Genomic DNA, 25,104 nt, shown 5'->3' on the forward strand with positions numbered 1-25,104 from the left:
ATCCCCAATCCCTATGTTCGTAGCTGTCGATCAAATTGAAAAAGTTTTTGAATTAACTGGTGGTGGCAAATATATCGCCCTTAAAGGAATCGACCTCCAAATTAAAAAAGGAGAATTCGTTTCTTTGATTGGTCACTCCGGTTGCGGTAAATCCACTCTATTAAATATGATTGCAGGTTTGGATTTGCCAACTGAAGGTCTTGTCACCTTAGAAGGACAAAGAATCACCAAACCCGGCCCAGACAGGATGGTGGTATTCCAAAATTATTCGCTATTACCTTGGCGGACGGTAAGAGAAAATATTGCCCTGGCTGTGGACTCGGTAATGAAGGGTATACCAGCCGAGGAACGCAACGAGATTATCGAAAAACATATTAATATGGTGGGTTTGCGTCCCCATGCTGACAAACAACCGGGAATGTTATCAGGTGGACAAAAGCAGCGAGTTGCGATCGCCCGCGCCTTAGCAATTCGCCCTAAATTACTCTTGCTAGATGAACCCTTTGGTGCTTTAGATGCACTCACACGCGGTAATTTGCAAGAACAACTGATGCAAATCTGCGAAGAAAATCAAGTTACCGCCGTGATGGTGACACATGATGTCGATGAAGCAGTGCTGTTATCTGACAGAATCGTGATGCTAACCAACGGCCCCGAATCTAAAATCGGTGACATTTTAGAAGTAGATATTCCCAGACCCCGCAAGCGGATGGAAGTAGTAGAACATCCGAGTTACTACAGCTTGCGGAGTGAGATGATTTACTTCCTCAATCAGCAAAAACGGATCAAGAAAATTCGGGCGCGGAAAACTGCCGACGTTGCCCGTCATGGATTAGAAAAAGTTAACCTAGAAATTGGCTTTTTACCTCTGACAGCTTGCGCCCCCTTAGCAGTTGCGAAAGAAAAAGGCTTCTTTGCCAAGCATGGTTTAGATGAAGTGAACCTTGTGCGCGAAAGCAACTGGCGGGGTATCGTCGATGGCATAAGTGGTGGTTATTTAGATGCGGCTCAAATGCCTTCCGGGATGCCAATGTGGTTAACTTTGGGAGGACATAATAACCAACCTCTGCCCGTTGTCACCGCCCTAACCATGACTCGCAACGGTAACGCCATCACCTTAGCAAAGCGCTTTTACGACCAAGGCGTGCAAAACTTATCAGATTTCAAAAGATATCTGCTTCGCACCCGCGAACAACGGCACACAATGGGAGTAGTGCATCCCGCATCTATGCACAACTTGCTGCTGCGTTACTGGCTAGCGGCTGGTGGAATTGACCCCGATTGCGATGTGGATATGAAGACCATTCCCCCAGCGCAGATGGTAGCCGATTTAAAAGCCGGAAGCATTGATGGTTACTGCGTGGGCGAACCTTGGAACTACCGCGCTGCTGTCGAAGGTGTCGGCTTTACCATCGCTACGGACTTAGAAGTTTGGTTCGGACACCCCGGTAAAGTTCTTGGTGTGCGGGAAGATTGGGCAGAAACCTATCCAAATACGCACATTGCTTTAACCAAAGCTTTATTAGAAGCTTGCCAGTACTGTGCAAATCCCGACAATGCCCAAGAAATTCGGCAAATTTTAGCAGGGCGAGATTATGTTAGTACCGATTTAGAATACATTCAACTCGAAGATCCAGATAATAATGTCTGTAGCTTAGATCATCCCTTGCGAGACTATGCTCATCACCAGTTTTATTCTGAATCAGCCATTAATCGCCCCAGCCGCACCGAACAAATTTGGATTATGAGTCAATTGGCGCGTTGGGGTGACACTCCCTTCCCCAGAAATTGGGTAGAAGTTGTTGAACGAGTTTGTCGAGTGCGTGTTTTCAGCACCGCCGCCCGAGAATTAGGTTTGGATATTAGCTATATTCGCCAACCGATCAAACTCTTCGATGGCACTCCCTTTAACGCCGACGATCCGATCGCCTATCTCAACAGCTTGAAAATTAAATGTGATTTTTCAGTTGCGGAAGTTGTTCTTGATGCACCAAGAAGAAAACTCGCATCATAAAAAACTGGTGAGAGAAAGAGGGAGTGGGAGAAGTAGGACATCACTCGCCAGTGTTTAAACTCCATTAACAAACAATACAGTTTAGTTAAGCATTTCTTCCTTCTCTTTCTTCTCTTACTTTGTGTCCTTTGCGTCCTTCGCGGTTCGTTAAAAAATTGACTTTGTTATATTAATGAACCTCTGAACTCCATTATGATTTGACTTTTCATGTCATTTGGAAAAACTAACAAAAGACCTAACTCCCTACCCCCTTCTAGCTACGGTGTACACACAAGTCTTTGAGAGTGGACTCCAAGCTTTTGATCCCCCCAACCCCCCTTAAAAAGGGGGGCAAAAACCTCTCAAAGTCCTCCTTTTTAAGGAGGATTTAGGAGGATCTACACGATTTTGGTTTGGTACAGAGATGCGTGTACACCGTAGCTTAGAAGAGGGGAGAGGAATGGAAGTGAGGTCAGAATATTCAGTTACACATCGCGTACATTAAGCATTTTAAACCCCAAATACCATGCAAAACCGCAACTTCACAGCTACAAACACACTAGGAAAACCATTCACCACTGCAACCACCAGCCGCAGACCTTTTCTAGAAATTAAAGACGTTACCAAAGTCTACCCCACAAAAAAAGGCCCCTTCACCGTCCTCGACGGCGTTAACCTCAACGTCGAACAAGGCGAATTTATTTGCCTAATCGGCCACTCCGGCTGTGGCAAATCGACACTATTAAATATGGTATCCGGCTTTAACTTTCCCACCTCCGGCGAAGTCTTACTCGAAGGAGAACCAATTACCAAACCAGGCCCAGACAGGATGGTTGTCTTCCAAAACTATGCCCTGCTACCTTGGCGAACTGCTTTTGAAAACATCTACTTAGCTGTTAACGCCGTTTATCCCAACAAACCACAAGCCGAAAAAAGAGCGATCGTCCGCGATCATCTTGCAATGGTGGGGCTGGCTGATGCAATGGAAAAGAAACCAATGCAGATGTCCGGGGGGATGAGACAACGGGTTTCTATCGCCCGTGCTTTGGCGATTCGTCCCAAAGTCTTAATTTTAGATGAACCATTTGGGGCGCTGGATGCCATCACCAAAGAAGAATTACAAGAAGAATTGCTGAAAATTTGGGGCGATAACCGTTGTACAGTGCTGATGATTACCCATGATATCGACGAAGCACTATTTTTGGCAGATAAATTGGTCATGATGACCAATGGCCCACACGCTAAAATTGGCGAAGTCATGGAAATTCCCTTTTCTCGTCCACGCGATCGCGCCCGCATTATGGAAGATCCACAATACTACCAACTGCGTAATTATGCTCTAGACTTCTTGTTTAATCGTTTTGCCCATGATGACGTAGGTTAAACTAATCGTCATTCTCCTGGTTTTGGGTATAGCGATCGCTCACAATTCGTTTGACATTAGTAGAGAGGCGAAATTAATTTCGCCTCTCTACTAATCACAATTAACCAACCACAAAATTGTTGTTGGTTAGTGATAATCCAGCAGATAGTTGGGCAAGTTTTACCTGAGTAAACCCAGCCGCACTGCCATCTTGGTCAAAATACAGTCCACCTGTAGAATTATCATAAATGAATCGTTGAGCGATCGCTGTTGCAGATGTTCCCAGAGTAAACTGATTAGCTGCGAGTGAACCTATTGACAACCCGCCACCAAAAGCAAAAGCCGATACCTGAATGAGTTCATTAGCTGCGTTAAAGTCATAAAGACTATCAACACCTTCATTGTAATTAGAGAAAACAAAGGTATCATTTCCATTCCCTCCATAGAGGCTGTCATTACCCTTTCCACCTGTGAGGGTATCATTGCCGTTGCTGCCCACAATCAAGTCATTGTAGTCTGTACCTGAGATATTTAATGCTTCGATATTGTTGTAATTAACTAGATACCCATCTGCCGTAACCGATCCAGTGTTAGTAGTAGCATTAAAAGTCGAAGCGATCGCCTTTGTAGCAAAGTAGTTATCGATGGACAAGAAATCGTTACCATTACCGCCATTTACTGTTTGAGTAGCTAAGTCAGAAGAAGTTGTATCTGGGGGTGTGGTGCTTAGATAGAAGGAATCATTGCCATCACCTCCAGAGAGAAGGTTATCGCCTTTTAAACCCCCATTTAAACCCCCAGCATCCAAGGTATCGTCACCAGCCCCACCATTGAGGGTGTTATTACCTATAGAGCGAGAGTCGGAGTAATCGTAGGAGTAGTAGTAGCTGTACCTACCAAAGATGTCAAGATAATCATTGCCATCACCCCCAGAGAGAAGGTTATCGCCTTTTAAACCCCTAGCATCCAAGGTATCGTCACCAGCCCCACCATTGAGGGTGTTATTACCTATGGAGCGAGAGTCCGTGGAGTTGTCATAATTGTTGCTGCTGTAGCTACCAGAGATGTCAAGATAATCATTGCCATCGCCCCCAGAGAACAGATTATTGCCTTTTGAACCACCAGCAAGCAAGGTATCATTACCTGCACCACCGTTGAGGGTATTATTACCAGATGAGCGAGAGTCCTGGCGGGGGCGGAATGAGTAGTAGTAAACAAGGCCAGAGATGTCAAGAGAATCATTGCCATCACCCCCAAAGAGCAGGTTATCGCCTTTTGAACCCACAGCATTCAAGCTGTCGTCACCGATACCAGCATTGAGGGTATTATTACCTGTTGAACTGCTAGCATTCAAGCTGTCGTTACCAATACCACCGTCAAGGATATTATCACCTGCACCACCGTTGAGGGTATCATTTCCTGCACCACCAATCAGAGTATCATTTCCCGCATCACCTCTGAGGATGTCATTACCACTCAAGCCGTTGATGATGTCATCACCCCCTTGACCATTGATGACATCATTGGAGTTATCAAAACCTGTAAGATTGTTGGATAGGTCATTGAGGAAGGTTACAGTGTTCTTATTGAACAGGGTAGTTTGAGTGGAATTAGCATCAAACACATCAAAACTGTCGGTGATGCTGGTTTGTCCATCAAATAGGATATTGCCAATAGCAGGTCGTGAAGAAGTTGCTGGCAGATTATCCAGGTTTTCTAATTTGAAGTTTTGCAGAATGACTTTGCTATTAGCGATATCTTCAAAGGTAATTTCTAAGTTGTTACCATTTTGAGTTAATTGCAGATTTTGAGCAGTGAAGCCACTACCTGTAAATTGCAAAGTGTCTAAGGAGGCAATCACTGTTGCTGAGGGATTTGAGTCTTTACCTATGCCACCGAAATCAGTAATAGTATCAGTGTAATTGCCATAGTTGCCTTTGTCGTCGTTCAAGTTGTAAACAAATTTATCATTGCCTGTGCCACCAGTTAGGCTGTCGTCACCAAACCCACTCCCACCTGTCAAGATATCATTACCTGCACCACCAATAATCGTATCATTGCCAACACCCCCAAAGAGCGTATCGTTGCCATCATTTCCCACAATCTTGTCATCGTAGGCTGTACCTAAGATATTGAATCCCTCGATATTCTTGTAAGTAACCCGATTCGCACCTGCCGTAATTGAGCCAGTGTTAGTAGTGGCATTGTAAGTTGAAGCGATCGCCACAGCAGCATAATTGTAATTGACGGACAACACATCGTCACCCTCACCCCCATCTATGGTATCATTGCCACCATTGCCCGTGGAGAGGGTATCGTTGCCACTGTTACCCACAATGTTGTCATTGTAAACTGTATCTGAGATATTTAATCGTTCGATATCCTTGTAACTAACCTGATTCGTACCCGCTTTAATTGAACCAATGTTAGTAGTAGGATTGAATGTCGTTGTAATTCCCCCAGTAGTATCATTGTAATTGACGGACAATACATCGTCACCCTCACCCCCATCGATGGTATCATTGCCACCATTGCCCCCGGAGAGGGTATCGTTGCCACTGTTACCCACAATATTGTCATTGTAAACTGTACCTGAGATATTTAATCGTTCGATATCCTTGTAATTAACCTTATATGTGCCGGCCGTAATTGAGCCAGTGTTATTAGTAGGATTGAATGTCGTTGTAATTCCTTCTGTAACACCGACGTAATAACTGTAATCAACGGACAACAAATCGTCACCCTTACCCCCATCTACCGTTTGATTCTTTAAATTTAGATAGAAGGAATCATTGCCATCGTCTCCAAAGAGGAAGTTATTTCCTGTTGAATCCTCAGCCCTCAAGGTATCGTCACCAGCACCACCGTTGAGAGTATTATCGCCTGAAGACAAGGATATATCATAGTAGTAATTGGGTATACCTGAGATATCAAGATAATCATTGCCATCACCACCAGATAGCAGGTTATTGCCGGATGTTGCCTCAGCCCTCAAGGTATCGTCACCAGCGCCACCGTTGAGAGTGTTATTCCCTGATGAGATAAAATTAGGAGCTCCCCTCTCAGTAAAAACACTAGAGGTAGTGAGAGTATCATTGCCATCGCCACCAGATAGCAGGTTATTGCCTTCTGGAGACTCAGCATTCAAGTAATCGTCACCAGCGCCACCGTTAAGGGTGTTATTACCGAATGAAGCAATATAGCCGCCATAGCCATAAGGGTCTGTAAAAATGTAAGAGGCGTAGAGAGTATCGTTGCCATCGCCACCAGACAGCAGGTTATTGCCGGATGTTGCCCCAGCATTCAAGTAATCGTCACCAGTGTCACCGTTAAGGATGTTGTTGCCTGTTGAATATTCAACATCCAAGATATCATTGCCCACACCACCAATCAGAGTATTATTTCCTGCACCACCCCGCAAACGGTCGTTACCACTTTTGCCGTCAATTTTGTCATCACCTCCCTGACCATTGATGACATCATCTGAGTTATCAAAGCCGTTAACATTATTGTTCAGGTCGTTAAGGAAGGTGACTGTATTTTTGTTAAAGACTGTGCTTTGGGTGGAGTTGGCATTGAAGACATCAAAGCTATCTGTGATGCTAGTTTGCCCATTAAACAGGATATTGCCTAAGTTTACTTTGGCTCCTGTAGATGTGCTGAGATTATCCAGATTTTCCAAGGCAAAGTTTTGCAGGATGACTTTAGGACTATAGAAAGGAAACGGTTCAAAGGTGATTTCCAGATTGTTGCCCTTCTGAGTCAGCAGTAAATTTTCGGCATTGAGGGAATCATCGTAAGAAAATCTTAACGTGTCTACTTCGGCAATGACTGCTGCCGATGGATTGATGCCTTTACCTATGCCACCAAAATCGCTGATGGTGACGACAGCAGGGGAATCGCCTGGTATGTCATAAAGATCGTTGCCACCTCCACCAGTCAAGGTGTCGTCGTAGCCACCGCCGTACAGGGTATCGTTACCGTTGGTTCCAATGATACTTGCCATGACTTTTACCTACCTCAATCTATTTTTTTAGTAACTTAAATTCAGAATCTGCTGTTAGTGCTGTTTTTCGGCACAAACAACTCGCCGAAATTTGACGTTTTCGGCATACTTTATCGCTCACCCTTGAGGATCGGAATATTTCTCGAAAATTTGCCCATGTAATGGCTTGTACGTAGTACTGAATCTAACTATCTCAAACTATCTAAGCCTTAAGCGCTGTACAAACGAATGAGGGTATGCATTCAAGGTATTTGGTTATTTCGGGTTAAATAAATTATCTTTGTTTACTAGAAATTACTGAACAAACAACAAAAAGTCTTCTAATTGAATGCCTAAAAATTACTGTTCATATTTAGTTTTTTGCCAGTGCCTAAGTCCTACTAGCTTAAAAGTAAGATAGAGATTTTTATGCCCTCCTTGTGGGCTATGTTCCGTGAGTATCTAGCTTGTACATAGAGAACATCTTAATAGCCTCAGAATAACTACATGGTCAATATCTTACTTAAATGTCTGTGCTGAATCAGCATTTTTACACAAGCTTCATATTATTGACCAATCAATGTATATACGAATACTGAGCTTTGTATATTCTTTATATTCTTCTAATTTTTAATGCCTACCGAGGGCTACATTTACACTGATAATATTATCTGTGCAATAATTGCGATCGCTGACCAAAACGACTTCCATTGAGCAATAAAAATGCAAGATGCTAAAAATAGCACCTCGCCAACCGTACCTAAAATGATAAAACAGTGCTAATAAACGAGTACAAAATTGTTTTCGGTTAATGATAATCCAGCAGATAGTTGGGCAAATTTTACTTGAGTAAACCCAGGCGCACTGCCATCTTGGTCAAAGTACAGTCCACCTGTGGTGGAGTCATAGATAAATCGTTGAGCGCTAGTGGTTGCAGATGCTCCAATAGTAAACTGACTTTTCTGAACTGAAGAAGTTGATAACCCACCACCGAAACCAGCAGCCGATACCTGAATCAGTTCATTAGTGGCGTTGAAGTCAGAAATAGTTTCAATGCCTTCATTGTAACTACCGAAAGCAAAGGTATCAATACCAGCCCCTCCATAAATGGTATCATTACCTTTACCACCGGTCAGGATGTCATTGCCATTGCCACCATAAAGAGTGTTATTACCAGATGCACCAGAGGCAGACAGAGTATCATCACCATCGTTTCCAGAAAGTAAGTTATCGCCTGTTGAACCCCTAGAAACACTCAAATAATCGTCACCAGCGCCACCGTTGAGGGTGTTATTGCCAGCCGCAGTATAGAAGGTTTCGTAGTCGGTAGAGACACTAAGAGAATCATTGCCATCACCCCCAGAGAGCAGGTTATTGCCTTTTGAAATGCCAATACTCAAATAATCGTCACCAGCACCACCATTGAGAGTGTTATTGCCAGATGCGGCACCGTACATATCTCCATCAAAGTAGCCAGAGACATTAAGAGAATCATTGCCATCGCCCCCAGAGAGCAGGTTATTGCCTGATGAACTGCCACCAACACTTAATTTATCGTCACCATCGCCACCAGAGAACAGACTATTGCCTGATGAATCGAAAACTCTCAAGCTATCGTTACCTGCACCGCCAATAATCGTATCATTGCCACCACGCCCCCCGTCCAAACTGTCGTTGCCATTGCTGCCCACTAAATAGTCATTGTATGCTGTACCTGTGATATTTAATTCTTCGATATTCTTGAAGCTAACCTGATTCCTGCTAGGCGTAATCGAGCCAATGTTAGTGGTGGCATTGAATGTCGTTGTAATTCCATTAGGATCGGACTGGTAACTGACGGATAAGGTATCCTTACCTGTCCCTCCATCTACCGTTTGAATTACTAAGTCAGAAGGGGTAGTCTCTAGGTAACTTGGGTAGACGCTCAAAAAAAACAAGTCATCACCATTCCCTCCGTTAAGGGTATTTCTACCTACGACTTGATAGGAAATATATGTCAAGATATCATTACCATCGCCCCCATTGAGTAGATTATCGCCTGTTGAACCGTCAACACTCAAGATATCGTTACCAGCGCCACCATTAAGTGTGTTATTGCCAGATGGAGTATTGTAGCCGAAGGACTCAGTAGTGGAGAGAGAATCATTACCATCGCCCCCATTGAGTAGATTATCGCCTGTTGAATAGCTAAGAATCAAGGTATCATTACCAGCGCCACCATTAAGTGTGTTATCGTCAACGTCCAGGATGTTAAGCCCTACACCACCAAAGAGAGTGTCATTGCCCGCACCACCAAAGAGAGTGTCATTGCCCGCACCACCTCTCAAAAAGTCGTTACCACTTTTGCCATTAATGATGTCATTACCCCCCTGACCATTAATTACATCATCTGAGTTGTCAAAGCCGTTGACATTGTTGGAGAGGTCGTTAAGGAAGGTGACTGTATTCTTATTGAAGATAGTGCTTTGGGTGGAGTTGGCATTGAAGACATCAAAGCTGTCGGTGATGCTAGTTTGCCCATAAAATAGGATGTTGCCAACCTGGGCTAAATTGTCCAGGTTTTCCAAGGCAAAGTTTTGCAGAACAATTTGGGAACCAAAAAACCCTCCGTCAAAGATGATTTCTGTGTTATCACCATTTTGAGTTAGCAGCAGATTTCTTGCAGTTAATTGCTCATCTCCTGTAAATTGCAAGGTATCCACTTCGGCAATTACTGCCGATGAAGGGTTTGAGCTTTTACCAATGCCACCGAAATCAGTAATGGTAACGGTAGTGTTACTAGTACCCCCGAAATTGTCATATACCTGAGAAACAAATTTATTCTTGCCGCCACCACCAGTCGTCAATATTTCATAACTATTACCAGAATAATTATTACCAAAATCACTATAAATGGTATCGTCACCAGTGCCACCATCTAGGGTGTCGTCGCCTCCGTTACCATTTAGAGTATCGTTACCTGCTAAACCATTAATCAGGTCATTATCGGTTGTCCCATTGAGGGTATCATTACCATTAGTGCCATTGATAATTGCCATAATTTTCTACCTACCTACAATCGATTTTTTTAGTAACTTTCAGTTGTCAATTTGCAGTTAGTGCTGTTTTAAGGCACCAATAAGTCGTTAAATTTGAACATTTTCGGCATACTTTTATCTCACTCGTGAGGCACAGCAATTTTTCTTTCAAGCTTCATCCTGTGTACCAATTTGCAAGTAGCACTTATCTAGCTATCTAAGACAATCTCAGTCGCGATCGTCCCAATCTTGCTTGCTTGGGCAAGATAGTTAGTTGTTATTGCATTGGTTTCAGCCTTGCGTAGAGTATGAAGCTTAAAAATGAAAAACACCTAAATAACCTGACAATAACTATATATAGAATATTTACTTAGATGTCTATAGTTAAAGAAGCATCTTTGCTTAATCTTCACATTATTTGCTAATCAATGTATACGTAAATACGTCACTTTGTAAAGTCTTTACATCTTTCTAGGAATTTAATTTGCAAATAACGGCAGGTAACAAGTTGTTATCATCGTATTCTTTTGAAGAAGCAAGCTACGCACAGTAACGATCGCAAAATTAGACAAGCTTCTACGGGAGCCAACTTCAAAGATCCTCAGAGGAGTGATAAAAAATACATGTTTGATTTTTGAGGTCTGCGATCGCCTATACGTGGGTTGGATGTAGCTGTGGTTATGATTTGAGATCGAGCGATCGCATGGCAATATCTGAAGTATCTGTGCAATGATGGCGATCGCTTCCCAAAATCAAGAACGCAGACATGAGCTAAGTGAGTCAAAAATACTTGTAAACATCCTGCGAGGTGCCCAAAAAAGCACCTCGCCAACCGTACCTATAATGATAAAACAGTGCTAACCATAAACCAGTACAAAATTGTTTTCGGTTAATGATAATCCAGCAGATAGTTGGGCAAATTCTACCTGAGTATAACCACTTGCACTGCCATCTCGGTCAAAGTACAGTCCACCTGTGGTGGAGTCATAGATAAATCGTTGAGCGCTAGTGGTTGCAGATGCTCCGATAGTAAACTGACTTTTCAGAAGTGAAAATGTTGCGTCATAAAAATCACCTGATACCTGAATAAATTCATTAGCAACGTTGAAGTCATCAACACGAGTAAGTCCTTCACCGTAAATATTGAAAGCAAAAGTATCATTACCGTCCCCACCTGTCAAGATGTCATTGCCACCAGTGCCCCCAAAGAGCGTATCGTTGCCATTGTTGCCTACAATGTTGTCATCGTAGGCTGTACCTGAGATATTTAATCGCTCGATATTCTGGTAACTAACCTGATTCGTACCTGCGGTAATTGAGCCAATGTTAGTAGTAGGATTGAAAGTTGTTGTGATTCCTGCGGTAGCATCCCTAAAATCTACAGAGAGCAAATCGTCACCTATTCCCCCATCGATCGTATCATTGCCACTAGCGCCCCCAGAGAGGGTATCATTGCTACTGTTACCCACAATGCTGTCATCGTAGGCTGTACCTAAGATATTTAATCGTTCGATATTCTTGTAGCTAACCTGATTCGTGCCTGCGGTAATTGAACCAATGTTAGTAGTAGGATTGAATGTCGAAGTGATTCCTGCGGTAGCATCACTAAAATCTACAGACAACAAATCGTCACCTATCCCTCCATCGATTGTATCATTGCCGCCATTGCCTGTAGAGAGCGTATCATTGCCACTGTTGCCTACAATGTTGTCATTGTAGGCTGTACCTGTGATATCGAATCGTTCGATATTCTTGTAGCTAAGCTGATTAGTGCCCGCCGTAATTAAGCCAATATTAGTAGCAGCATTGAAAGTTGTTGTGACTCCTCCTGTAGCATTCCTGTAATCGACGGACAAGAAATCGTCACCTGTACCCCCATCTACCGTTTGATTCACGGGGATACTATATGTGGGATCGTATGGGGAGGGGGGGGGACTGCCTATATAGAAGGAATCATTGCCATCGCCGCCATAGAGTAAGTTATCGCCTGTTGTATAGGCCGTATTCAAAATATCGTTACCAGTACCACCATTGAGAGTGTTATCGCCTGACGCACTATAGTAACCCTCATCATAGTAGGAGTCAGAGATGGAAAGATAATCATTGCCATCGCCACCATCTAGGAGATTATTGCCTGTTGCAAAGCGAGCAGTCAAGGAATCATCACCGGTGCCACCATACAGGGTGTTATCGCCTGAGCCAAAGCCATAGTATTCACCAGAGCCATTCAAGCTATCATTGCCATCGCCACCAAAAAGCAAATTATCGGCTGATGAATCGAAAACACTCAATAAATCGTTACCTGTGTCACCATAGAGAGTGCTATCGCCTCCGCCAGCACTTAAGACATCGTTACCTGCACCGCCGATAATCGTATCATTGCCGCCGCCGCCGGATAACGTATCGTCGCGATAGGTTCCTACTAGATAGTCATTGTATGCTGTACCTGTGATATTTAATCCTTCGATATTCTTGAAGCTAACCTGATTTCTGCCAGCCGTAATCGAGCCAGTGTTAGTGATGGCATTAAAAGTAAAAGTGACTGCTCCGTTAGCATTGCCGTAATTGACGGAAAGTAAATCGTCACCTGCTCCCCCATCTACTGTTTCAGTTGTTAAGTTAGAGGAGGGATACCTGACGACGCTCAAAAAGAACGAGTCATTTCCATCTCCTCCATCGAAGATGTTTGTACCTTGGATTCTATCGGCATAAAAAGAATCAGCCCCATCTCCACCTGAAAGCGTATTGTTGCCAGTAGATTCGCTAATATAAAGGGCATCATTCCCTTCATCCCCACTAAGCTTGTTATTCCCAGTAGAATAGTAGAGGTTAAGAGTATCAGATCCACTTCCGCCATTGAAAACATTGTTTCCGGTAGAATATACACCATCAAGCTGATCGTTACCAAGACCACCATCTAGAGTATTGTTACCTTCATTCCCATATAGTTGATCGTTACCAGCACCACCAATCAAAATATCATTGCCTGCACCACCTCGCAGTAAGTCGTTGCCACTTTTGCCATCAATGATGTCATTACCCCCCTGACCATTGATAACATCATTTGAGTTGTCAAAGCCGTTGACATTATTGTTTAGGTCGTTAAGAAAGGTGACTGTATTCTTGTTGAAGATGGTGCTTTCGGTGGAGTTGGCATTGAAGACATCAAAGCTGTCAGTAATATTAGTTTGCCCATAAAATAGGATATTGCCGACCTGGGCTAAATTGTCCAGATTTTCCAGGGCAAAGTTCTGCAACACCACTTTGGAACCATATCTCTCGTTAAAAATGATTTCTGTGTTATCACCATTTTGAGTTAATCGCAGATTTCTCGCAGTTAATTGCTCATCTCCTGTAAATTGCAAGGTATCCAATTCACCAATCACCGCCAATGATGGGTTTGAGCCTTTACCAGTACCACCAAAATCGGCGATCGTAATGGTAGTATTACCACCTGAAAATTCCGGTGCTTGATAAACAAATTTATCCTTGCCACCGCCGCCAGTTATCAGTATGTCATCATTATTAGCAACATTGCTATAGATTGTATCGTCACCAGTGCCACCATTGAGGGTGCTATTACCAAATATGGCGGCAAAAAGAGTATCATTGCCATCGCCTCCAGAAAGCAGGTTATTGTTTGTTGGATCGCCATAAACATAGTTGCTTATTGAATCAGCACTCAAGTAATCGTCACCAGCGCCACCGTTGAGGGTGTTATTCCCCGAATCACCAATCAGGGTGTCATTTCCCGCACCACCAATGAGAATATCATTGCCCGCACCACCTCTGAGTATGTCGTTGCCACTTTTGCCGTCAATGATGTCATCACCGCCTTGACCATTAATTACATCATCTGAGTTGTCAAAGCCGTTAACATTATTGTTCAGGTCGTTAAGGAAGGTGACTGTATTCTTGTTGAAGATGGTGCTTCGGGTGGAGTTGGCATTGAAAACATCAAAGCTATCTGTGATGTTAGTTTGCCCATTAAACAGGATATTGCCAACCTGAGCTAAATTGTCTAGGTTTTCCAGAGCAAAGTTCTGCAAGAGGACTCTGTAATAAGGCACTCCTTCAAACCTGATTTCTAAGTCGTTACCATTTTGAGTTAATTGCAGATTTTTTGCAGCTAATTGCTCAGAACCTTTGAATTGCAAGGTATCCACTTCGGTAATCGCCGCCGATGATGGGTTTGAGCCTTTACCAATTCCACCGAAATCTGTGATGATGGTATTAGTACCATAACCATTCTCGTTGAGAGTGTAAACAAATTTATCCTTGCCCCCACCACCTGCGATCGAGATATCACCATAAGTATATGAGTCAATATAGAATGTATCGTCACCAGTGCCACCATCTAGGGTGTCGTAGCCTCCGTTACCATTTAGAGTATCGTCACCTGCTAAACCATTAATCAGGTCATCATCGGTTGTCCCATTGAGGGCATCATTACCATTAGTGCCATTGATAATTGCCATAATTTTCTACCTACCTACAATCGATTTTTTTAGTAACTTTCAGTTGTCAATTTGCAGTTAGTGCTGTTTTAAGGCACCAATAAGTCGTTAAATTTGAACATTTTCGGCATACTTTTATCTCACTCGTGAGGCACAGCAATTTTTCTTTCAAGCTTCATCCTGTGTACCAATTTGCAAGTAGTACTTATCTAGCCATCTAAGACAATCTCAGTCGCTATCGTCCTAATCTTGCTTGCTTTGGCAAGATAGTTAGTTGTAACTGCATTAGTGTCAGCCTTGCGTAGGGTAGGAAGCTTAAAAATAAAAAACACCTAAATAAGCCGATAATAACTACATACTGAATATTTACTTAGATGTCTATAGTGAAAGGAGCATCTTTGCATACTCTTCATATTATTTGCCAATCAATGTATACGTAAATACGTCACTTTGTAAAGTCTTTACATCTTTCTAGGAATTTAATTTGCAAATAACGGCAGGTAACAAGTTGTCATCATCGTATTCTTTTTGGAGAGGCAAGCTATGCACAGTAACGATCGCAAAATTAGACAAGCTTCTAGGGGAGCCAACTTCAAAGATCCTCTAAGGAGTGATAAAAAATACATGTTTGATTTTTTGAGGTCTGCGATCGCGTGGCAATATCTGAAGTATCTGTGCAATGATGGCGATCGCTTAAATGTGAGGTGCTATTTTTAGCACCTCACATTCTCTGTCTAAAGTGATGGTAGAGCCTTAATTAAGATTAAGCAACCACAAAATTGTTGTTGGTGAGTGATAATCCAGCAGATAGCTGGGCAAATTTTACCTGAGTAAAACCACCTTCACTGCCATCTTGGTCAAAGAATAGACCACCTGTGCTGGAGTCATAGATAAGACGTTGAGCGCTAGTGGTTGCAGATGTTCCAATGGTAAACTGATTAGCTGAGAGTGAACCTGTTGATAACCCGCCACCAGAATAAAAAGCCGATACTTGAATGAGTTCATTAGTTGCGTTGAAGTCATAAATAGTATCAATACCTTCATCGTAACTACTGAAAGCAAAAGTATCATTACCGTTCCCACCTGTCAGGATGTCGTTTCCACCGCCCCCGTTGAGCGTATCGTTGCCATTGTTCCCCACAATGTTGTCATCGAACCATGTACCTGAGATATTTAATCGTTCGATATTCTTATAACTAACCTGATTCGTGCCTGCTGCAATTGAGCCAATGTTAGTAGTAGCATTGAAAGTCGTTGTGATTCCTCCGGGAGTAGAACCAAAGTCTACGGACAACAAGTCGTCACCAATTCCCCCATCTATCTTTGCATCATTGCCATCATTTAAAGCTACGGACAACAAGTCGTCACCAATCCCCCCATAGATCGTATCATTGCCACCGCCCCCGTTGAGCGTATCGTTGCCACTGCCCCCCACAATGTTGTCATTGAAGCGTGTACCTGAGATATTTAATCGTTCGATATTCTTGTAACTAACCTGATTCGTGCCTGCTGTAATTGAGGTAATGTTAGTAGTAGCATTGAAAGTCGTTGTGATTCCTCCGGTAGAATCACTGTAATTGACAGACAACAAATCGTCACCTATCCCCCCATCGATCGTATCATTGCCACCATCGCCTGTAGAGAGTGTATCGTTGCCATTGCTCCCCACGATATTGTCATTGAAGCGTGTACCAGAGATATTTAATCGTTCGATATTCTTGTAACTAACCCGATTCTTGCCTGCGGTAATTAAGCTAATGTTAGTAGTGGCATTGAAAGATGTTGTGATTCCTCCAGAAGAAGAATAACTGTAATCTACCGACAACAAATCGTCACCTATCCCCCCATCAATCGTATCATTGCCACCATTGCCTGTAGAGAGCGTATCGTTGCCATCGTTCCCCACAATTTTGTCATTGTAGGCTGTACCTGAGATATTTAATTGTTCGATATTCTTGTAACTAACCAGATTCGTGCCTGCGGTAATTGAGCCAATGTTAGTAGTAGCATTGAAAGTTGAAGTGATTCCTCCAGTAGCAGTACTGTAATCTACCGACAACAAATCGTCACCTACCCCCCCATCTACCGTTTGAGTCACTAAGCCAGAGGGGACACTATATGAGGAGGGGCTGCCTACATAGAAGGAATCATTGCCATCACCCCCTAAAAGTAGGTTGTCACCTGTTGAATACTCAGCACGCAAGGTATCATTACCAACGCCACCATCGAGGGTATTATTGCCAGAGGGAGCATCGCCTCCGCTGTAGTCTCTCCTTGAGGCTGAGAGATAATCATTCCCATCGTTCCCATTTAGTAGGTTATTGCCTGATGCATAGTCAATATTCAAGGTATCGTTACCAGCACCACCGTTGAGCGTGTTATTCCCAGAAGTGGCAAAGACTCCGTATTCAAAGTCGTAGAAAGCTCTGGCATCGAGAGAGTCATTGCCATCGCCCCCAGAGAGCAGATTATCGCCTGTTGAAAAGTCAGCACTCAAGATATCGTCACCAGCGCCACCGTTGAGAGTGTTATTGCCAGATACATAGCCAGAGAAGTAGTATCCTATGTTGCCTAGTCCATAAATGATGCCAGAGGTGGAGAGAATATCATTGCCATCGCCCCCAGAGAGCAAATTATCGCCTTTTAAATCAGAATAATCCAATAGAATATCGTCACCAGTACCACCAATGAGAGTATCATTGCCCGCACTACCCCTCAAAAGATCGTTGCCACTTTTGCCGTCAATGATGTCATCACCGCCTTGACCATTAATTACATCATCTGAGTTGTCAAAGCCGTTAACATTATTGTTCAGGTCGTTAAGAAAGGTGACTGTATTTTTGTTGAAAATAGTGTTTTGGGTGGAGTTGGCATTGAAGACATCAAAGCTGTCGGTGATGCTAGTTTGCCCATCAAATAGAATGTTGCCGGTCTGGGCTAAATTGTCTAGATTTTCCAGGGCAAAGTTTTGCAAGACCACTTTGAAACCAAGCGTTCTTTCAAAAGTGATTTCTGAGTTGTTTCCATTTTGAGTTAATTGCAGATTTCTCGCAGCTAATTGCCCAGAACCTGTAAATTGCAAGGTATCTAATTCAGCAATCACATCTGCTGATGGGTTTGAGCCTTTACCAATGCCATCGAAATCGGCGATCGTAATAGTACCAGTCTCCCGGAAAGACCATTCGCAAACAAATTTATCCTTACCCCTGCCACCAGCTAAGATATTATTGTCAGGATAAAGATAACCAGAATAGATGTCAGCGGTATTACTATAGAAAGTGTCATTCCCATTGCCACCGTTAAGAGTGTTATTACCATAAGCGCCATAGGCAGAGAGAGTATCATTGCCCTCGCCTCCAAAAAGCAGATTATCGCCTGGTGAAGATGAATACCCAATACTTAAGTAATCGTCACCAGTGCCACCGTTGAGGGTGTTATTCCCCTCACCACTGTCGAGAGTATCATTGCCCGCACCACCAATGAGAGTATCATTGCCAGCACCACCTCTGAGTATGTCGTTGCCACTTTTGCCGTCAATAATGTCATCACCGCCTTGACCATTAATTACATCATCTGAGTTGTCAAAGCCGTTAACATTATTGTTCAGGTCGTTAAGGAAGGTGACTGTGTTCTTTTTGAAAATAATGTTTTGGGTGGAGTTGGCATTGAAAACATCAAAGCTATCTGTGATGTTAGTTTGCCCATCAAACAGGATATTGCCAACCTGAGCTAAATTGTCTAAGTTTTCCAAGACAAAGTTTTGCAGAACAACTTTGGAACCATACTCCCCGTCAAAGCTGATTTCTAAGTTGTTATCATTTTGAGTTAATAGCAAATTTCTCGCAGTTAATTGCTCATCTCCTGTAAATTGCAAGGTATCCACTGAGGCAATCACCCCTGCTGATGGGTTTGAGCCTTTACCAATGCCATCGAAATCAGTGATGGTAATGAGACCATTGGTAATCTCGTAAACAAATTTATCCTTACCGCCGCCGCCAGTTGCCAAGGCATCAGTATAATAATTATTTGATCCAGTGTATAAGGAGAAGGTATCATCACCAGCGCCACCGTTGAGGGTGTCGTAGCCTCCGTTACCATTTAGAGTATCGTCACCTGCTAAACCATTAATCAGGTCATTATCGATTGTCCCATTGAGGGCATCATTACCATTAGTGCCATTGATAATTGCCATAATTTTCTACCTACCTAAATCGATTTTTTTAGTAACTTTCAGTTGTCAATTTGCAGTTAGTGCTGTTTTAAGGCACAAATAACTCGTTAATTTTAAACATTTTCGGCATGTTTTTATCTCACTCTTGAAGGATAGGAATTTTTTTTAAAGATTCACTCTGTTTAGCAATTTGCAAGTAGCACTTATCTAGCTATCTAAGACAATCTCAGTCGCGAGCATCACAATTTTGCTTGCTTGGGCAAGATAGTTAGTTGTTATTGCATTGGTTTCAGCCTTGTGTAGGGTATGAAGCTTAAAAATGAAAAACACCTAAATAACCTGATAATAACTATATATAGAATATTTACTTAGATGTCTATAGTAAAAGAAGCATCTTTGCTTAATCTTCACATTATTTGCTAATCAATATATACGTAAATACGTCACTTTGTAAAGTCTTTACATCTTTCTAGGAATTTAATTTGCAAATAACGGCAGGTAACAAGTTGTCATCATCGTATTCTTTTGGAGAGGCAAGCTATGCACAGTAACGATCGCAAAATTAGACAAGCTTCTAGGGGAGCCAACTTCAAAGATCCTCAGAGGAGTGATAAAAAATACATGTTTGATTTTTTGAGATCGAGCGATCGCCTATACATGGGTTGGATGTAGCTGCGGTTATTAGTTGAGATCGAGCGATCGCTTCCCAAAATCCAGAACGCAGATATGAACTTAAGTGAGCCAAAAATATTTGTAAACCATCCGCACCCATGCGGAAAGTTGTGCAATAAAAATTAACACCTGCTTTCTCTTAACACTCATTGCATTGAACAATTAAATGTGAGGTGCTATTTTTAGCACCTCACATTCTCTGTCTAAAGTGATGGTAGAGCCTTAATTAAGATTAAGCAACTACAAAATTGTTGTTGGTGATTGATAATCCAGCAGATAGTTGGGCAAATTTTACCTGAGTAAAACTACTTACACTGCCATCTCGATCAAAGAACAGTCCACCTGTACTGGAGTCATAGATAAATCGTTGAGCGCTAGTGGTTGCAGATGTTCCAATGGTAAACTGATTAGCTGAGAGTGAACCTATTAATAACCCACCACCAAAACCAGCAGCCGATACCTGAATCAGTTCATTAGTGGCATTAAAGTCATAAAAACGATCGACACCTTCGTTGTAACTATTAAAAGCAAAGGTATCAGCACCATTCCCTCCATAAAGGCTATCATTACCTTTCCCACCTGTGAGGATATCATTGCCATTGCCACCATAAAGAGTGTTATTGCCCAATGCATTGTATGCAGAGAGAGTATCATTGCCATCACCCCCAAAAAGGAAGTTATTGCCTGTTGAATAATCAACAATCAACTTATCCGTACCAGCGCCACCGTTAAGGGTATTATTGCCTGACGCTTTGCGATAGATTCCTTCGCCGTAGTCGCCGTACTCGTCGTACTCGTAGCCAGAGGCGGAAAGATAATCATTGCCATTGTCTCCATTCAGCAAATTATCGCCTGATGAATAGTCAACATTCAAATTATCGTCACCAGCACCACCGTTAAGGGTGTTATTTCCAGTAGTGTTATAAAAAGATCCTCCGAAGCCGTAACCGTAGCTAGAACCAGAGAGAGAATCATTGCCATCGCCACCAGAGAGTAGATTAGCGCCTCGTGAATCGTTAACATTCAAGTAATCGTTACCAGCGCCACCCTTGAGGGTATTATTACCTGATGTGTTATCAAACCTGTAGCCCTCGAAATCAGAGGCAAAAAGAGAATCATTGCCATCGCCACCAGAGAGCAGATTATTGCCTGTTGAAATATTAGCGCTCAAGTAATCGTCACCAGTACCACCCTTGAGAGTGTTATTACCATCAGCAAGATTAACTGAGAGGCGATCGTTGCCATCGCCACTAGAAAGTAAGTTATCACCTTTTGAAAAGACAGCACTCAAGGTATCGTTACCAGCACCGCCCTTGAGAGTGTTATTACCAGACACATCAGGGCTGTAGTAGTCACCAGAGACGGAGAGATAATCATTCCCATTACCACCATCCAGTAGGTTATCGCCTGGTGAACCGTCAGCACTCAAGGTATCGTTACCAGCACCACCCTTGAGAGTGTTATTACCAGACACCACATTGCCCTCGTAGTCACCTAATGCTGAGAGAGTATCGTTGCCATCGCCACCAGAAAGCAGGTTATTGCCTGGTGAAGAGTCAACATTCAAGTAATCGTCACCAGTACCACCGTTGAGGGTATCATTGCCCGCACCACCGCGCAGCCAGTCATTACCAGTGCCACCGTCAAGGGAGTCATTGCCCGTATCCCCAATCAGGGTATCATTACCAGCGCCACCAATAAGAGTATCATTACCACTACCACCTCGCAGCAAGTCATTACCACTCTTGCCATCGATCCGGTCATTACCCCCCTGACCATTAACGACATCATCTGAGTTATCTAAACCCGTAATGTTGTTGGAGAGGTTATTGAGAAAGGTGACTGTATTTTTGATGCCCAGAATGGTTTCAGTAGAGTTGGCATCTAAAACATTAAAACTGTCGGTGATACTAGTTTGCCCATCAAACAGGATATTGCCAACAGCTGGTCTTGTTCCCGAAGCTTTCAGGTTCTCCAGGGTTTCTAATTTGAAGTTTTTTAGGATCGTTTTAGTATCAGCTACTCCATCAAAGGTGATTTCTAGATTGTTGCCATTCTCGGTAAGCAACAGATTTCGAGCAGTGAAACCAGCACCCTGGAATTTGAGCGTATCAACTTTGGCAATGACTGCTGCTGTGGGGTTTGTTCCTTTACCTACGCCACCAAAATCAGTAATAGTATCAGTGCCATCACCTAAGTTATAAATAAATTTATCTTTGCCGCCACCACCAGTCAGAATGTCGTTACCCTTTTTAGCGGTAATGGTATCGTTGCCTGCTTTACCATTAATCGTATCAGCGCCGTTACTGCCCAGTAGAGGATCGTTACCGTTAGTTCCAATGATATTTGTCATAATATTTATCTTCCTTAATCAAATTTTTCAGTAACTTTAAAGTTATTAACCCCGATTTAGTACTGTTTTAGAACACAAGAATTCGCCGAAAGTTGATACTTTCGGCATACTTTTATGTCACCCTTGAGGGACAGCAATTTTCTCGAAAATCTACTCTGTCAACCAGCCTGCAAGTAGCACGCACTTATCTAAGTATCAAAGTCTCACGCACTGTAGAAATTAACGACTGTGTGGATTTACTGAAATGAACTATTTCAGGTTTTTTACAACCATCCTTTGAAAATAGGGAACAGTTAACTCTTGATAGAGAAGGTGATTTTCATACCCTTGTTATGGGCTATTGCCTGTGGGTGTCTAGCTTAAAAATAGGGGACATTTAAATAACCTGATATTAACTTAATACTGAATATTTACTTAGATGTCTATACTTAAAAACTATCTTTGCATACTCTTTACATTATATGCCGAAATATGTGGGTAAGCCGGGGTTAAAAAAGCAAAGTATGTAAAGATAAATATGGAGAATGCATGTACCGAGGTAACTAAAATACTGGTGCTGGTTTAAGGGTTTTTTGACTCGCAATCAGGATAAAACTGTATTAAACCTAAGAACTGCGAATACATCACAGAAAGTCAAAGACTGAGCAGAGATCGTCAGGTAAAACGCAGATGGCTGGTACGTAGAAAAAATAGCTGCTCATTTTAACTAAACTCCACAAACGTTAAGAGAAGTTTTGCATAAATGGAAAAATCTCGATCTACAAGGGCTTTGGGATAAACTTTATTCGAGGGGAAAACCAAAGTGTAAGGAGTCAGACGTAATTTTTTTGGGAGAATGCCTGAAATATGATTAACTTTTCGTTACATAGTTGTAAATTTTCCTACTGACTTACTTATGTGCTAGAAATTCTCTTAGTCTGTTCTTCACATTTTCAGATTTTATAGTCAAGAATTTGCAGACAGCAGCAGTCACAAAGAAGTTTGAGCGGAAGCTTTCAAAGCAGGAAACTTCCAAGATCCTTGAAGGACTGATAAAAATACATACATCTTTTTGAATGCTGCGATGCCTGCGGTGGGCTACCCCTTAGCCTGGGTTGAGCTACACTTACATTACGATCGCCTGCCAATATCTTAATTATAGCAACGGACAACGAGGTTAGGACATTAACTGATGATAAAAACTATATACAAACAGACTTTCAACCCAGTCCCCAGTCCCCAGTCCCCTGCTATATCTATGCAATAATCGCGATCGCTGACCAAAATGACCAACGCAGAGATGATTCGACTTAGCCAAGAACACTTGCAGACCATCCGCGCCCATGCCGAAAGAACCTATCCAGACGAGTGTTGTGGTATAATTTTGGGCTATCTGGCTAGTGAGGGTAAAACTGTGGTCGAAGTCATGCCAACAGAAAATGCCTGGAATACAGAAGCGGCGGCTGAGTTTTCAGGGGAACGCACAACAGAAAGTAAAAGACGGCAATATGCGATCGCACCCGAAATTATGCTAAAAATGCAAAAAGAAGCACGCGATCGCTCACTGAACATTATCGGCATTTTTCACTCCCACCCAGATATTTCTGCTATCCCTTCAGAATGCGATCGCTTATATGCTTGGCAAGGATACTCATATATAATAGTTACCGTCCAAAACGGTAAAGCTGGAGAACTCCGAAGCTGGAGCCTTGACGATCGTCATCAGTTCCAAGCAGAGGCAATTGAAAATATAAAATCTGACTTAGTTTAAAGACAGTCACTCGTAGCGGTTTTCGCCGCTACCACGGTTAAAAATTCGTCTTCCATACTCCCTATCTCTATATGAGAGACAGTTTTTCGATAGGATTAATATTCCGCTCTCCTAGATTATAACTGCTATGCTAGATCCGAATCTGGATGAAATCCAGTTAACCAAAGACGATTACGAACGCTACTCTAGACACCTGATTTTGCCGGAAGTAGGACTAGAAGGACAGAAGCGCCTGAAAGCCGCCAGCGTCCAGTGTATAGGTACAGGTGGACTAGGTTCACCACTACTTTTATATTTGGCGGCGGCGGGTATTGGACGCATCGGGATTGTGGATTTCGATGTTGTCGATACTTCCAATCTACAACGCCAAGTCATCCACGGGACATCTTGGGTGGGTAAACCCAAGATTGAATCGGCAAAAAACCGCATTCACGAGATTAACCCCTATTGTCAGGTTGATTTATACGAAACTCGCCTGACTTCCGAAAACGCCCTAGAAATCCTGCAACCTTATGATATTGTGGTAGATGGTACTGATAACTTCCCCACTAGATATCTAGTTAACGATGCCTGCGTATTGCTGAATAAGCCCAACGTCTACGGTTCAATTTTACGCTTTGAAGGGCAAGCTACTGTATTTAACTACCAAGGTGGGCCAAATTATCGCGACCTTTTCCCAGAACCACCACCACCAGGAATGGTTCCCTCTTGTGCAGAAGGTGGCGTATTAGGGATTTTGCCAGGAATTATTGGTTTAATCCAAGCAACGGAAACAGTCAAAATTATTCTGGGACAAGGTAATACTCTAAGTGGACGGTTGCTGTTATACAACGCCTTAGATATGAAATTTCGGGAGTTGAAACTGCGTCCTAACCCGATTCGCCCAGTCATTGAAAAACTGATAGACTACGAAGAATTCTGCGGAATTCCACAAGCTAAGGCAGAGGAGGCAAAACAGCAGATGGAAAGTCAAGAAATGACCGTCAAAGATTTGAAGGAATTGCTAGATAGCGGTGCGAAGGATTTTGTACTGCTGGATGTCCGCAACCCCAATGAGTACGACATTGCCAAGATTCCTGGTTCGGTGTTGGTACCCTTACCAGATATTGAAAATGGCAATGGCGTTGCGAAGGTGAAGGAAATATTAAACGGCCACCGTTTAATTGCTCATTGTAAAATGGGCGGGCGGTCGGCAAAAGCCCTTGCCATCCTCAAGGAAGCCGGAATTGTTGGGACAAATGTCAAAGGCGGAATTACCGCTTGGAGTCGAGAAATAGACCCTTCAGTTCCAGAGTATTAAAAACGCACTGCTTTCCTGATAGCTGTTCTCGCTTGAGTGAGGT

The 25,104-nt window shown here is 42.8% G+C and carries 9 protein-coding genes and 2 pseudogenes; 6 read left to right on the top strand and 5 right to left on the bottom strand.

The window, feature by feature from the left end; genetic code table 11:
* Positions 1-7: 7 nt before the first annotated feature.
* Positions 8-2,014: an ABC transporter ATP-binding/substrate-binding protein gene (locus tag CDG77_RS24995; protein ID WP_094332038.1), complete on the top strand. Its 2,007-nt coding sequence runs from the start codon at positions 8-10 to the stop codon at positions 2,012-2,014.
* A 505-nt stretch (positions 2,015-2,519) separates the two neighbouring features.
* Positions 2,520-3,377 carry a nitrate ABC transporter ATP-binding protein gene (locus tag CDG77_RS25000; RefSeq protein ID WP_094332039.1) on the top strand — a complete coding sequence of 286 codons (858 nt, stop codon included), beginning with the start codon at positions 2,520-2,522 and terminating at the stop codon, positions 3,375-3,377.
* A gap of 100 nt (positions 3,378-3,477) precedes the next feature.
* Here the strand turns inward: CDG77_RS25000 and CDG77_RS38900 are convergent, their stop codons facing one another.
* The 3 genes and pseudogenes from CDG77_RS38900 to CDG77_RS25015 form a co-directional block, all read right to left on the bottom strand.
* On the bottom strand, positions 3,478-7,362 hold the full coding sequence (locus CDG77_RS38900) for a beta strand repeat-containing protein (RefSeq protein ID WP_094332040.1): 3,885 nt from the start codon (positions 7,360-7,362) through the stop codon (positions 3,478-3,480).
* A gap of 758 nt (positions 7,363-8,120) precedes the next feature.
* Positions 8,121-10,370: pseudogene (locus tag CDG77_RS38905) on the bottom strand (beta strand repeat-containing protein); the annotation flags it as partial.
* 845 nt (positions 10,371-11,215) lie between these two features.
* A complete protein-coding gene (locus tag CDG77_RS25015) occupies positions 11,216-14,836 on the bottom strand; it encodes a beta strand repeat-containing protein (protein ID WP_094332042.1) in 3,621 nt (1,206 codons plus the stop codon).
* Between the two features lie 522 nt (positions 14,837-15,358).
* Between CDG77_RS25015 and CDG77_RS36815 the strand changes: the two genes are divergently transcribed.
* A complete protein-coding gene (locus tag CDG77_RS36815; protein ID WP_190234062.1) occupies positions 15,359-15,532 on the top strand; it encodes a hypothetical protein in 174 nt (57 codons plus the stop codon).
* Positions 15,533-15,578: 46 nt separating this feature from the next.
* Here CDG77_RS36815 and CDG77_RS25020 read toward each other — a convergent pair whose 3' ends face one another.
* Entirely contained in the window at positions 15,579-19,007 is a 3,429-nt protein-coding gene (locus tag CDG77_RS25020; RefSeq protein WP_094332043.1) for a beta strand repeat-containing protein, read from the bottom strand.
* Positions 19,008-19,526: 519 nt separating this feature from the next.
* Here CDG77_RS25020 and CDG77_RS38655 point away from each other — a divergent pair.
* Complete coding sequence (locus CDG77_RS38655; protein WP_262985172.1) at positions 19,527-19,658, top strand: hypothetical protein; 132 nt, start codon at positions 19,527-19,529, stop codon at positions 19,656-19,658.
* Between the two features lie 232 nt (positions 19,659-19,890).
* Here CDG77_RS38655 and CDG77_RS25025 read toward each other — a convergent pair.
* Positions 19,891-22,011 (bottom strand): annotated as a pseudogene (locus CDG77_RS25025) (calcium-binding protein); the annotation flags it as partial.
* 1,279 nt (positions 22,012-23,290) lie between these two features.
* Between CDG77_RS25025 and CDG77_RS25030 the strand changes: the two are divergent.
* Together CDG77_RS25030 and moeB are read left to right on the top strand one after the other, a co-directional pair.
* Positions 23,291-23,761, top strand: coding sequence for a Mov34/MPN/PAD-1 family protein (locus CDG77_RS25030; protein WP_094332046.1), 471 nt, complete (start codon positions 23,291-23,293; stop codon positions 23,759-23,761).
* Between the two features lie 127 nt (positions 23,762-23,888).
* Positions 23,889-25,061 carry a molybdopterin-synthase adenylyltransferase MoeB gene (gene moeB / locus CDG77_RS25035; protein ID WP_094332045.1) on the top strand — a complete coding sequence of 391 codons (1,173 nt, stop codon included), beginning with the start codon at positions 23,889-23,891 and terminating at the stop codon, positions 25,059-25,061.
* Positions 25,062-25,104 lie beyond the last annotated feature (43 nt).

It is taken from the genome of Nostoc sp. 'Peltigera membranacea cyanobiont' 213 (genome assembly GCF_002245975.1).
In the GTDB taxonomy this organism is placed as follows: Bacteria; Cyanobacteriota; Cyanobacteriia; order Cyanobacteriales; family Nostocaceae; genus Nostoc.

Bases quoted from the DNA above. Each gene is read 5' to 3' on its own strand.
- CDG77_RS36815 (WP_190234062.1), top strand. From the start codon at position 15,359: ATGCACAGTAACGATCGCAAAATTAGACAAGCTTCTAGGGGAGCCAAC.
- CDG77_RS25015 (WP_094332042.1), bottom strand. From the start codon at position 14,836: ATGGCAATTATCAATGGCACTAATGGTAATGATGCCCTCAATGGGACA.
- CDG77_RS25030 (WP_094332046.1), top strand. From the start codon at position 23,291: ATGATTCGACTTAGCCAAGAACACTTGCAGACCATCCGCGCCCATGCC.
- CDG77_RS38900 (WP_094332040.1), bottom strand. From the start codon at position 7,362: ATGGCAAGTATCATTGGAACCAACGGTAACGATACCCTGTACGGCGGT.
- CDG77_RS25000 (WP_094332039.1), top strand. From the start codon at position 2,520: ATGCAAAACCGCAACTTCACAGCTACAAACACACTAGGAAAACCATTC.
- moeB (WP_094332045.1), top strand. From the start codon at position 23,889: ATGCTAGATCCGAATCTGGATGAAATCCAGTTAACCAAAGACGATTAC.
- CDG77_RS25020 (WP_094332043.1), bottom strand. From the start codon at position 19,007: ATGGCAATTATCAATGGCACTAATGGTAATGATGCCCTCAATGGGACA.
- CDG77_RS38655 (WP_262985172.1), top strand. From the start codon at position 19,527: ATGCACAGTAACGATCGCAAAATTAGACAAGCTTCTAGGGGAGCCAAC.